The sequence below is a fragment of the Streptococcus oralis SK610 genome, from assembly GCF_000257455.1.
In the GTDB taxonomy this organism is placed as follows: Bacteria; Bacillota; Bacilli; order Lactobacillales; family Streptococcaceae; genus Streptococcus; species Streptococcus oralis_CB.
Genome location: NZ_AJKQ01000008.1, coordinates 105312 through 117213, shown reverse-complemented (window position 1 = coordinate 117213; position 11902 = coordinate 105312). Strand labels below are relative to the sequence as shown.

General features: G+C 41.3%; 10 protein-coding genes. 6 read left to right on the top strand and 4 right to left on the bottom strand.

The features are described 5' to 3' along the window. Positions 1 to 36: 36 nt before the first annotated feature. From HMPREF1115_RS05275 to HMPREF1115_RS05265, 3 genes are all read left to right on the top strand, one after another. Positions 37 to 309, top strand: coding sequence for a PspC domain-containing protein (locus HMPREF1115_RS05275; protein WP_001092799.1), 273 nt, complete (start codon positions 37 to 39; stop codon positions 307 to 309). A 359-nt stretch (positions 310 to 668) separates the two neighbouring features. Then, on the top strand, positions 669 to 1427 hold the full coding sequence (locus HMPREF1115_RS05270) for an ABC transporter ATP-binding protein (RefSeq protein ID WP_000173369.1): 759 nt from the start codon (positions 669 to 671) through the stop codon (positions 1425 to 1427). Position 1428: 1 nt separating this feature from the next. Further along, on the top strand, positions 1429 to 3417 hold the full coding sequence (locus HMPREF1115_RS05265) for an FtsX-like permease family protein (protein WP_000489364.1): 1989 nt from the start codon (positions 1429 to 1431) through the stop codon (positions 3415 to 3417). 39 nt (positions 3418 to 3456) lie between these two features. On the opposite strand, the gene HMPREF1115_RS05260 is transcribed toward HMPREF1115_RS05265, so the two are convergent. Next, the gene (locus HMPREF1115_RS05260; protein ID WP_000138120.1) at positions 3457 to 4152 is read right to left on the bottom strand and encodes a VIT1/CCC1 transporter family protein; all 696 of its coding nucleotides are present in this window, start codon (positions 4150 to 4152) and stop codon (positions 3457 to 3459) included. 218 nt (positions 4153 to 4370) lie between these two features. Here HMPREF1115_RS05260 and HMPREF1115_RS05255 point away from each other — a divergent pair, with 218 nt between their 5' ends. Genes HMPREF1115_RS05255 through ftsY form a run of 3 tightly spaced genes read left to right on the top strand, consistent with a single transcriptional unit; the run spans position 4371 to position 7285 of the window. Further along, a complete protein-coding gene (locus tag HMPREF1115_RS05255) occupies positions 4371 to 5162 on the top strand; it encodes a Cof-type HAD-IIB family hydrolase (protein ID WP_000594107.1) in 792 nt (263 codons plus the stop codon). Further along, a complete protein-coding gene (locus tag HMPREF1115_RS05250) occupies positions 5162 to 5980 on the top strand; it encodes a Cof-type HAD-IIB family hydrolase (RefSeq protein ID WP_000763416.1) in 819 nt (272 codons plus the stop codon). The genes HMPREF1115_RS05255 and HMPREF1115_RS05250 overlap by 1 nt, the downstream gene beginning before the upstream one ends. 3 nt (positions 5981 to 5983) lie before the next feature. Continuing rightward, positions 5984 to 7285 (top strand): signal recognition particle-docking protein FtsY, encoded by a 1302-nt coding sequence (gene ftsY / locus HMPREF1115_RS05245; RefSeq protein WP_000522284.1) that lies wholly within the window; start codon positions 5984 to 5986, stop codon positions 7283 to 7285. 44 nt (positions 7286 to 7329) lie between these two features. Here the strand turns inward: ftsY and zwf are convergent, their stop codons facing one another. The 3 genes from zwf to HMPREF1115_RS05230 form a co-directional block, all read right to left on the bottom strand. Next, positions 7330 to 8817, bottom strand: coding sequence for a glucose-6-phosphate dehydrogenase (gene zwf, locus HMPREF1115_RS05240; protein WP_000096110.1), 1488 nt, complete (start codon positions 8815 to 8817; stop codon positions 7330 to 7332). 148 nt (positions 8818 to 8965) lie between these two features. After that, positions 8966 to 9706, bottom strand: a complete 741-nt coding sequence (locus HMPREF1115_RS05235) for an amino acid ABC transporter ATP-binding protein (protein ID WP_001096335.1) — start codon at positions 9704 to 9706, stop codon at positions 8966 to 8968. Beyond that, the gene (locus tag HMPREF1115_RS05230) at positions 9706 to 11871 is read right to left on the bottom strand and encodes an ABC transporter substrate-binding protein/permease (protein ID WP_000726957.1); all 2166 of its coding nucleotides are present in this window, start codon (positions 11869 to 11871) and stop codon (positions 9706 to 9708) included. Before HMPREF1115_RS05230 ends, HMPREF1115_RS05235 begins: the two co-directional genes overlap by 1 nt. Positions 11872 to 11902 lie beyond the last annotated feature (31 nt).

Below are 11902 nucleotides of genomic sequence, written 5' to 3'. Positions count from 1 at the left end.
ATACTACTTGTAAGAATACCGAAAGAGGAAACAATCATGAATACAAAATTTTATAAAATGAGACGAAATCGTATGGTGTCAGGAGTTTTAGCTGGTCTATCAGACAAGTGGAATTTTGATGTAACCCTAGTCCGCTTACTCTTCGTCATTTTTACCGTAGCAAATTTTGGGATTGGCGTGATTATTTACATCATCCTCGCCTCGATCCTGCCAACTAAGGAAGAAATCGAAGCAGAAATGTACGGAACAGGACCACGCAAACGCAAGGAAGCCGAGGCCATTGATGACAATGATGGCTGGTTTTGGTGAGGTATAGAAAAATAAACAACTTTGCTATCATATAGAATATTTACAGTAAACCCCTTGCATCCGCAAGGGTTTTCTTCTTGCCTTTCTTTTATGGTAAAATATTGATAGCGAAATTACTTGATATTCTTCAATCTTACAAAAATGTAAGATTAAAGTCTCTTTTGTAAGGTTAGGTTATGGCAAGCCGTCTTTTTTTGCGATAAACTAGACTCATAAAGAACAAAGGAGCAATACTATGAAAAGAATTTTACAAAAGAAAAGAAGAAAACCAAGTCAAAAAGATATCGAGCGTGTTCAACTAGGATGCGCTATGATGCAAGCACAGTTTCAATTAATGGGATATTAAGAAGGAGAAAATCATGACACTTTTAGATGTAAAACACGTTCAAAAAATCTATAAAACACGTTTCCAAGGCAACCAAGTAGAAGCACTCAAAGACATTCACTTTACAGTAGAAAAGGGTGACTACGTTGCCATCATGGGTGAGTCTGGTTCAGGAAAGTCAACCCTGCTCAACATCCTAGCTATGCTGGATAAACCAACTCGCGGGCAGGTTTACCTGAATGGAACCGACACAGCCACTATTAAAAATTCTCAGGCTTCTAGCTTCCGTCGTGAGAAGTTGGGATTTGTTTTCCAAGACTTTAACTTACTAGATACCCTGTCTGTTAAGGATAATATCTTGCTTCCGCTAGTTTTATCTCGAAAACCCATCACGGAGATGATGAAGAAATTGGTAGTGACAGCTGAAAATTTGGGTATCAACCAATTGCAAGAGAAGTATCCTTACGAGATCTCTGGTGGTCAAAAACAGCGGGTAGCAGTAGCACGCGCCATCATCACCGAACCTGAAATTCTCCTTGCCGATGAGCCAACAGGAGCTCTTGACTCCAAGTCATCTGCAGCCTTACTCGATGTATTTGATGAAATCAATGAACGCGGCCAAACCATTCTTATGGTAACCCACTCAACGGCAGCAGCAAGTAGGGCCAAGCGCGTTCTCTTTATCAAGGACGGAATCCTCTATAACCAAATCTACCGTGGAGACAAGACAGAACGTCAAATGTTCCAGGAAATCTCTGATACCTTGACAGTCATGGCGAGCGAGGTGAATTAGTATGTTTCGATTGACTAATAAGTTAGCGGTATCGAACTTAATCAAAAACCGCAAACTCTACTATCCCTTTGCTTTAGCAGTTCTCTTAGCTGTGACCATCACTTATCTCTTTTACTCATTGACACTTAATCCTAATATTGGCAAGATTCGAGGGGGAGAGACTATCTCCATGACGCTTGGTCTTGGTATGGTGATTGTCACTATTGCCTCGGCTATCATCGTCTTTTATGCAAATAGTTTCGTCATGAAAAACCGTTCCAAAGAACTAGGGATTTATGGCATGTTAGGATTAGAAAAACGCCATTTGATCAGCATGGTCTTTAAGGAGCTTCTTATATTTGGCTCTCTAACCTTGACAGCTGGACTTGGCTTAGGAGCTCTCTTTGATAAGCTCATCTTTGCTCTGCTTCTGAAGCTAATGAATATGAAGGTGGAGCTCGTAGCGACCTTCCAACCAAGTGTCTTTATCCTAGTTACCCTTATTTTTGGAGCTATTTTCCTAGGTTTGGTTTTTATCAATGCCTTTCGGATTGCACGCATGAATGCCCTACAGCTCTCTCGTGAGAAGGCCAGTGGTGAGAAAAAAGGACGTTTCTTAAGCCTTCAGACCATTCTAGGTTTGATTAGTATGGGAGCTGGCTACTACCTAGCAGTGACAGTTGAAAATCCTTTAACTGCACTCATAATTTTCTTTGTAGCAGTCTTGCTGGTAATCTTTGGTACCTATCTCTTGTTTAATGCAGGGATTACAGTATTCCTACAAATCTTGAAGAAAAACAAGCGTTATTATTACCAACCCAACAACATGATTTCCGTATCCAATCTCATCTTCCGTATGAAGAAAAATGCGGTTGGTCTTGCGACGATTGCCATTCTTTCAACCATGGTCTTGGTGACCATGTCTGCTGCAACTAGTATCTTCAAGGCTTCAGAAACCTTCAAGAAATTCATGAATCCACATGATTTTGGAATTTCAGGGCGAAATGTTGATAAAGAAGATTTAGATAAACTTTTGAGTCAGTATGCTAGCGATAAGGGATTAACTGTCACCAAAAAAGAAGTCTTTCGTCACAGCAATTTTGGCATCGAGAGTCAAGATGGAACCAAACTCCGTATCTTTAAAAAGGGGAATAACTTTGTCCAACCGAAAACCATTTTTATGGTCTTTGATCAAAAAGACTATGAAATCATGACTGGTCAAAAACTCTCCCTTTCAGGCAATGAAGTCGGCTTGTTTACTAAGAATAAGGTGCTTGAAGGGCAGAAAGAACTCACTCTAAATGACCAGACCTACACAGTTAAAGAAGAAATTAAAAATGATTTCGTTCTGGAACATGTGCCAAATGAGTTTAACATTCTGACATCTGACTACAATTATCTTGTTGTTCCTAATCTGCAAGCTTTTATTGATCAATATCCGGATTCTTCTATTTTTGATCAACTTTATGGTGGCATGAATGTAACAGCAAGTGAGGAAGAACAGCTCAAACTCGCTGATGACTTTACAGAATACCTTCGTAACTTCAATAGAGACTTAAACAAAGAGGGAAGCTATGTATTTGGAAGCAATCTGGCTGATAGCAGTGCGCAAATAAGTGCCCTCTATGGTGGAGTCTTCTTCATCGGTATCTTCCTCTCTATCATCTTTATGGTGGGAACAGTCCTGGTTATTTACTACAAACAAATCTCTGAGGGTTATGAAGACCGTGAACGTTTCATCATTTTGCAAAAGGTCGGACTTGATCAAAAGCAAATCAAGCAAACGATTAACAAACAGGTCCTAACTGTTTTCTTCCTCCCTTTGCTATTTGCCTTCCTACACCTTGCTTTTGCCTATCACATGCTTAGCCTCATCCTAAAAGTCATTGGCGTGCTGGATGCGACTATGATGTTGACCGTTACATTGTCCATCTGTGCTATCTTCCTCATCGTCTACGTTTTGATCTTTATGATTACCTCAAGAAGCTATCGCAAGATTGTGCAAATGTAAAAAAGATACCTCGATGCTGGTCGAGGTATTTCTTTTATCTTAGATACTAAAGAGTTGTCCCAAGAGGAAGGTTACGCCCATGGTGAGAAGTCCGATACAGAGGTTACGGATCATAGCAGTTTTCGTAGGAGCCTTGCCTAGTTTAGCACTGGTATAGCCAGTGACAAGAAGGGAAAGGGCCACGATAAAGACAGTAGCAGGAATACGATAATCGCTTGGAAAGACGGTTATCGACAGCATAGGAGGAAGGCTTCCCAGTACAAAGGCGATAAAGCTAGAGATTGCAGCATGCCAAGGATTGGTAAACTCTTCGTACTCGATACCGTATTTTTCCTCAACTAAGGCTTTGAGTGGATTTTTTAAAAAAGCCTTGTTGGTCAAGAGTTGGGCGGACGTTTCACACTCACCGTTTTGAAGATAAGCAGCATAGAGGGATTGTTTTGCAGATTCCATGTCTTTATCCAAGAGTAATTGCTCTCTAGCAACAGCGGCTTCTTCCGTATCTTTCTGAGTGGATACAGAGACATATTCGCCACCTGCCATAGAAAAAGCACCAGCGAGAATAGCGGCTAGTCCAGATAAAAAGATTATCCAGATATTGCTGGTCGCACTGGCAACTCCGATAACCACCCCAGCGATGGAAATAATCCCATCATTGGCACCAAGAACACCCGCTCGCAGGATATTGAGTCGGCCTGCAAAGTTTGCATCAATTTCATGTTTCATTTCTGTCATAGTCATCTCCTTTCTCTCCATTATAGAGAAAAGAGAAGGGGAATACAAACTTTTTAAACTATCTGAAAAAAGTTCTACGATTCTAATTTTTAAGACCTTTTTCACTTTACAGAAAAAGCATGGAAATACAGTAACCAATCCTCATAGAATCGTCATTTTTCAGCTTATCTATGGTATAATAGAAGGTAGATTTATCAATTGGAGTATGAAGGATTTTTATGATTAAACTTGTAGCAACCGATATGGATGGAACCTTTCTAGACGGAGAGGGTCGGTTTGATATGGAACGCCTCAAAAACTTGCTTGTTTCCTACAAGGAGAGGGGAATTTATTTTGCTGTGGCCTCGGGTCGTGGCATATTATCCCTTAAAAAGCTATTTGCTGATGTGCGTGATGAAGTGATTTTTATAGCTGAAAATGGGAGTTATGTTGAGTTTCATGGGGAAAATATGTACGAGGCTACTATGTCTCGGGATTTTTACTTGAGCACTTTTGAAGCTTTAAAGAAATCACCTTATTTTGATGAAAGTAAAATGCTCTTGACTGGGAAAAAAGCTTGTTATGTATTGGATACAGTGGATGAGACTTATCTCATGATTAGTCGACACTACAATGAGAATATTCAAAAAGTAGCGAGTCTGGAAGCAATCACAGATGAGATTTTTAAATTCACTACGAACTTCACAGAAGATACGATAGAAGCTGGTGAGGCCTGGGTCAACGAAAATGTTTCTGGTGTGAAAGCCATGACAACAGGTTATGAATCCATCGATATTGTCTTGGACTATGTTGATAAAGGAGTGGCTATTGTTGAGCTAGCCAAAAAACTGGGGCTTAGCATGGATCAGGTCATAGCGTTTGGAGATAATCTCAATGACCTTCATATGATGCAGGTTGTCGGGCATCCAATCGCTCCTGAAAATGCGCGACCAGAGATTTTAGAATTAGCAGAGACAGTGATTGGCCACCATAAGGACCAGTCAGTGATGGCTTATATGGAGGGCTTGTAATGGCAGATATTAAATTGATTGCACTCGATTTGGATGGTACTTTACTGACAACGGATAAAAAGCTGACAGATCGTACCAAGGCGGTCCTCAAAGCTGCGCGTGATCGTGGCATCAAGGTCGTACTGACAACAGGTCGTCCTTTGAAGGCTATGGATTTTTTTCTCCATGAGCTAGGGACTGACGGCCAGGAGGACGAGTACACCATCACTTTTAATGGAGGGCTTGTCCAGAAAAATACGGGAGAGATTCTCGATAAAACAGTCTTTTCAATCGACGATGTGGCACGCTTGTACGAGGAAACTGAAAAACTAGGTCTGCCGTTAGATGCTATTTCAGAAGGAACAGTCTATCAAATCCAGTCGGACCAAGAAAGTCTCTATGCTAAGTTCAACCCAGCCCTGACTTTCGTACCTGTCGCTTTTGAAGATCTATCTAGTCAGATAACTTATAATAAATGTGTGACTGCCTTTGCCCAAGAACCTTTGGATGCAGCCATTCAACAGATTTCTCCTGAATTGTTTGACCAATATGAAATCTTCAAATCGCGTGAACTCTTATTGGAATGGTCACCGAAAAACGTCCACAAGGCAACAGGTTTAGCGAAATTAATTAAACACCTAGGAATAGACCAAAGTCAAGTCATGGCTTGTGGAGACGAGGCTAATGACCTTTCCATGATTGAGTGGGCAGGTCTGGGAGTTGCCATGCAAAATGCAGTTCCAGCAGTTAGGGAAGTTGCCAATGTCATTACCCCGATGACCAACGACGAGGAAGCCGTTGCCTGGGCTATCGAAGAATACGTGCTAAAGGAGAACTAGAATATGGGATTATTTGACCGTTTATTCGGTAAAAAAGAAGAGCCGAAAATCGAAGATATTGTAAAAGAAGCTCTGGAAAATCTTGATTTGTCAGAAGAGGTTGAAGAAAACCAAACGGCAGTCGAAGAAACAAGTCAGGAAGAGACAAAAAGAGAAAAAGTGGAAGAAACACTTGTTCAAGAAGAAATTCCTCAGATCTCGACAGAAGAAGTTATTGAACCAGAAACAGTCGAAGAAACTGCTCAGGAAGAGCTTGAGCTAGAAGTTGATGAGACAGAGCAAAGCCAAGAGTTTGAAGAAGTTTTAGAAGAAGAGAACCAAGAAACAGAAGAAGAGTTAGCTTCTGAAGTTGTAGAAGAAGAGCTTCCTCAGGTTGAAGAAACCGTTCAGGAAAAATATGACCGCAGTCTCAAGAAAACGCGTACGGGTTTTGGAGCACGCTTGAATGCCTTCTTTGCTAACTTCCGTTCTGTCGATGAAGACTTTTTCGAAGAATTAGAAGAACTGCTCATCATGAGCGATGTTGGTGTGCAGGTCGCTTCAAACTTAACAGAAGAGCTACGTTATGAAGCTAAACTCGAAAACGCTAAGAAGCCTGACGCACTCCGTCGTGTCATTATCGAGAAATTGGTTGAACTCTATGAGAAGGATGGCAACTACGATGAACAAATCCATTTCCAAGATGGCTTGACAGTCATGCTCTTTGTTGGAGTGAATGGCGTTGGTAAAACCACCTCTATCGGAAAATTAGCTCATCGCTACAAACAAGCTGGCAAGAAAGTCATGCTGGTTGCGGCAGATACCTTCCGTGCGGGTGCAGTGGCCCAGCTAGCTGAATGGGGTCGACGTGTGGATGTTCCTGTTGTGACGGGACCTGAAAAGGCTGATCCAGCAAGTGTGGTATTTGATGGGATGGAACGTGCTGTAGCAGAAGGAATGGATATCCTTATGATTGATACAGCAGGCCGTCTGCAAAACAAGGACAACCTGATGGCCGAGTTGGAAAAGATTGGTCGCATTATCAAACGTGTCGTGCCAGAGGCACCACATGAAACCTTCTTGGCACTCGATGCTTCAACTGGACAGAACGCTTTGGTACAAGCTAAGGAATTTTCTAAGATAACTCCATTGACTGGAATTGTTTTGACAAAAATTGACGGAACTGCCCGAGGTGGTGTTGTTCTGGCTATCCGCGAAGAACTCAATATCCCAGTAAAATTGATTGGTTTCGGTGAAAAAATCGATGATATCGGGGAATTTAACTCAGAAAACTTTATGAAGGGTCTCTTAGAAGGCTTGATTTAATACAAAATAAATATCCTGCAAGTTAATCTTGCAGGATATTTTTGCTATTCTAAACGGCCATCTTCACGATAGGCGATATCTGGTTGCCAGGTCCATTTGGCTCCATACTTTTCAAGTAAGTCAAAGCTAGCTTGAGGTCCCATACTTCCGGCTTTATAGTCATGAAGTGGGGCGCGATTTTCAGCCCAGAGCTCTTCGATACGGTCAATCAATTTCCAAGAAGCACTTACCTCATCCCAGTGGCTAAAGTTGGTAGAATTGTTGTTCAAGACATCGTAGATTAGCTTTTCGTATGGGTCTGGTGAGGCTCCAGTAGCAGTAGCATCTGTACGGTAATCCAGAGAACTTGGTGCCAGGTTGAATTCTTCACCGACTTGTTTACCATTGAGGCTGAGTGAGAATCCTTCAGTTGGTTGGATATAGATGGTCAAGATATTTGGCGCCAAAGGCTCACCGAAGATAGAGTCCATTTGCTTAAAAACGATATTGACATGAGTCCCTTTTTCAGTCAGGCGTTTCCCTGTACGGAAGAAGAAGGGAACACCACGGAAACGATCGCTGTCTACAAAGAAGGCACCAGATGCAAAGGTTTCTGTTGTAGATTCGGGGTCGACATTTGGTTCGCTTCGATAGGAAATGTATTTCATGCCATCGATTTTACCAGAGCGATATTGACCACGGATAAACTGTTCTTTCAGTTCTTCCTCAGTTGGATGATAGAGGTTTTTAAAGACCTTTATCTTTTCAGCACGAATCTCATCTTTTGTAAAACTAGCTGGTTTGTCCATGGCTAGAAGAGAGAGGAGTTGGAGAGTATGGTTTTGCACCATATCACGAAGGGCACCAGATTGATCATAGTAGCCACCGCGTTCTTCAACACCCAAGCGTTCCGCAAAGGTAATCTGTACATTATCAATGTGCTCACGGTTCCAAACATTCTCAAAGATCATGTTGGCAAAACGAACAGCAAAGATACTCTGAATCATCTCTTTACCTAGGTAATGGTCGATACGGTAGATTTGCTCCTCATCAAAGGCCGCAAGGAGATCTTCATTGAGTTTGCTAGCTGTTTCGTAGTCTGTACCGAATGGTTTCTCAACGATCAAGCGTTCAAAACCTTTGCCATCAACAATGTTTTCAGATTTGAGGTGCTTGGCAATGGTTCCAAAGAACTGAGGTGCCATAGACAAGAAGAAGAGCTTGTTGTGTTCAGCTTGGTATTTTTCGTTGAGCTCAGCTTGTAATTGGCGCAAAGCAATGTAATGTTCCGTATCATTCACATCATGGCTTTGATAGTAGAAGTGGCTAGCAAATTCCTGGGCTTGCTCGGTACTATCTGCCAAATCAAGGATGGATTCGACAACTACAGATTCAAAATATTCCTTACTCCAAGGTCTACGAGCTGTTCCGATAACAGCAAAATGCTCAGAGAGATTGCCTGATTTATAGAGTCTGAAAAGGGAAGGGTAGAGTTTGCGTTTAGCTAAATCTCCACTCGCACCGAAAATTGTAACAATAACCTTTGATGACATCTAGCTACCTAATTTCTATATTTTTTCCTAGTTGGACTAGGGATGAGATTTCCTCATTATCATAGTTTTTATTTTATCATAATTTTCAAAAAAAACAAAAAATCCAATACGCAATAAAAAAGTGTAAGGAGAACCTCACACTTTCGTTTTATACGTTTAAGACCTTGTCCAAGAATTCTTTTAGACGAGGGTGTTGCGGGTTATCGAAGATTTGATCTGGAGTTCCATCTTCTAGGAATTCACCATCAGCCGTAAAGATAACACGGTTGGCTACCTGACGAGCAAATCCCATCTCATGGGTTACGATAATCATGGTCATGCCTTGTTCCGCCAATTCCTTCATAACGTTTAGTACATCTCCAACCATTTCAGGGTCCAGAGCGGAAGTTGGCTCATCAAAGAGCATGATATCAGGATTCATGGCAAGTCCACGAGCGATAGCTACACGCTGTTTCTGACCGCCTGAAAGGCTATCTGGATTAGCCTCAGCCTTGTCTGCAAGACCGACTTTCTCCAGCAACTCCATCCCCAATTTTTCAGCTTCTTCTTTGGTCATCCGTTTGTGTTCAATAGGTGCAAAAGTGATATTTTCTAGAACGGACATGTGAGGGAAGAGGTTGAAGTGTTGGAAGACCATTCCAACGTTTTCGCGAACATGGTCGACATTGGTTGATTTTTCAGTCAGATCATAACCATTCACTGTGATGTGGCCGCTCGTTACCTCCTCGAGAAGGTTAAGGCTACGTAGGAAAGTGGATTTACCAGAACCCGAAGGACCGATGATACAGACAACATCTCCTTCATAGAATTTAGTCGTAATGCCTTTTAAAACTTCGTTTTTTCCATAATACTTATGCAAATCATTTACATCAATTTTTAGTTTTGCCATTAACGAATCCTCTTTTCTAAGCGTTTGGCTAGTCTAGTCAAAAGCGTGATAATTACAAGATAGAAGATAGCAAGGATTGCATACATCTTGAAACTTTGGTAGTTACGGGCGATGATAATCTTACCAGTTTGGAAAAGTTCCACCAGACCGATAGCAGATACGATGGTTGTATCTTTAAGAGCGATAACAAATTGGTTGACAAAGTTTGGCAACATCAATTTAGTCGCTTGTGGCAAGATTATCTTACGCATGGTTTTTCCATAAGAGATACCAAGACTGCGACTGGCTTCCATTTGCCCAACTGGAACAGCTTGAATCCCACCACGAACAATTTCAGCGATATAAGCAGCTGCATTGAGTGAGAGCGCGATAGTACCAGCTACAAAGTCATTGATTGGACTTTGTTGGCCTGTAATGGACTCGATGAAGTTTGGAATACCCCAGAAGATGAAGGCTGCAAGAATCATCAAGGGAATACCACGGATAACATCAACGAAAATCTCAGAGATCAGACGAAGAGATTTGTATGGACTAACGCTAAACATACCAAAGATAATACCGATGACAATGGCAATTGCAAATGAAATAAGCGCTAGAGCAAGAGTGATTCCAAGTCCACTAAGAAGTTGTTTGTAGTTGTTTTGAAGCAAGCCCCAGATAGTTGTTTCGTCAACCGTACTTGTAGAGTCAGTTGAAGTTTCGCTAGCTAGATACTTGTCAAGAATCTTTTGGAATTCTCCGTTAGCTTTGAGGTTAGCAAGTCCATTATTGAACATCTGGATCAATTCAGGGTTTGTTCCTTTTTTAACCGCAAAGGCAGTTTCACCGATTGGAGTTCCAGCGATTGGTGTTTTCAATTTTTGCCCTTGACTGATAGAATATTTGAGAACTGGCTCATCATCCATCACGGCATCGATAGATCCAGTATTCAGACTGTCATACATTGATGCGCCATCTGCAAAGGTTTTAATCTTATAGCCGTATTTGTTTTGATTCTCAGTAAGGAACGTTTGAGAGGCAGTTCCGTTTTTAACACCGACAGTTTTATCCTTGAGGTCTTCATAAGAAGCAATTGTGCTTGATTCTTTCACACCGAGAATCGTATTTGCTGTGTAGTATGATTCTGAGAAGTCGAAGGTTTCCTTACGGGCATCTGTTACAGACATACCAGCAATGATACCATCTGCTTGTCCTGCTTGAACAGCACTAATGGCTGCGTCAAATCCTGGGTTGGTAATCTCAATTTCAAAACCTTGATCTTTGGCAATGGCCTTGATGAGGTCCATATCAATACCGGTGTATTGATTGCTTGAATTTTGAAAGACGAATGGGGCAAAAGATGAGTCGCTGGCAATAATGTACTTGCTTTTCACAGGAGTAGCTTTTTGTCCAGCAGCAGTAGTTGTCGTTGGGGTTGCCGTAGTTGTAGAAGCTGTCCATTTTTGGATGATTTTCTCCAAGCTACCATCCTTCTTCATTTGTGCTAGGGCTTCGTTAAACTCGGTAACCAAGTGTTCATACTTGCTCCCTTTCTTGACACCAAAGGCAAAGCTTCCAACAGCCTCACCATCCATATTGATGCTGAGATCTTGTCCTTGGTTAATCGCATACTCGATAACAGGTTTATCATCCATGATGGCATTTACAGCACCAGCACTTAGACTGTTATTCATCAAATCACCAGTATCAAAGGTTTTAATAGAGAAACCGTATTTATCTTTGATACTTTCGAGGAAACGTTGAGCGGCAGTTCCGTTCTTAACACCAACTGTTTTGCCGCTAAGTTCCTCATATTTGGTGATTTTATTTGCCTTTGTGGTAGCAATGACAACTTTTGTATCATAATAAGTATCAGACATGGTAAAGACATTTTCACGTTCTTTTGTTTTTGTCATACCTGCCATAATGGCATCTGCTTGACCTGACTGCACTGCATTTACAGCTGCATCAAAGCCAGGATAAGACATTTGGATGTTCCATCCTTTGATTTCTGCGACTTTATTGATAATATCAACATCAATCCCTTTATAGGTTTGATCTGAATCTTTAAACTCAAAAGGTGCGTAAGCTGTATCAGACACAATCTTAACAGTATCAGCTTTTGCCATACCTAGTGAGAAAATGGGAAATAAAATGAGCAAACATGCTAGTATTTTTTTCTTCATTTTTAGTCTCCTTTTCCGAATATTTTCCCAT

Coding starts and splice junctions, on each gene's coding strand:
- HMPREF1115_RS05275 (WP_001092799.1), top strand. CDS start 37: ATGAATACAAAATTTTATAAAATGAGACGAAATCGTATGGTGTCAGGA.
- HMPREF1115_RS05270 (WP_000173369.1), top strand. CDS start 669: ATGACACTTTTAGATGTAAAACACGTTCAAAAAATCTATAAAACACGT.
- HMPREF1115_RS05265 (WP_000489364.1), top strand. CDS start 1,429: ATGTTTCGATTGACTAATAAGTTAGCGGTATCGAACTTAATCAAAAAC.
- HMPREF1115_RS05260 (WP_000138120.1), bottom strand. CDS start 4,152: ATGACAGAAATGAAACATGAAATTGATGCAAACTTTGCAGGCCGACTC.
- HMPREF1115_RS05255 (WP_000594107.1), top strand. CDS start 4,371: ATGATTAAACTTGTAGCAACCGATATGGATGGAACCTTTCTAGACGGA.
- HMPREF1115_RS05250 (WP_000763416.1), top strand. CDS start 5,162: ATGGCAGATATTAAATTGATTGCACTCGATTTGGATGGTACTTTACTG.
- ftsY (WP_000522284.1), top strand. CDS start 5,984: ATGGGATTATTTGACCGTTTATTCGGTAAAAAAGAAGAGCCGAAAATC.
- zwf (WP_000096110.1), bottom strand. CDS start 8,817: ATGTCATCAAAGGTTATTGTTACAATTTTCGGTGCGAGTGGAGATTTA.
- HMPREF1115_RS05235 (WP_001096335.1), bottom strand. CDS start 9,706: ATGGCAAAACTAAAAATTGATGTAAATGATTTGCATAAGTATTATGGA.
- HMPREF1115_RS05230 (WP_000726957.1), bottom strand. CDS start 11,871: ATGAAGAAAAAAATACTAGCATGTTTGCTCATTTTATTTCCCATTTTC.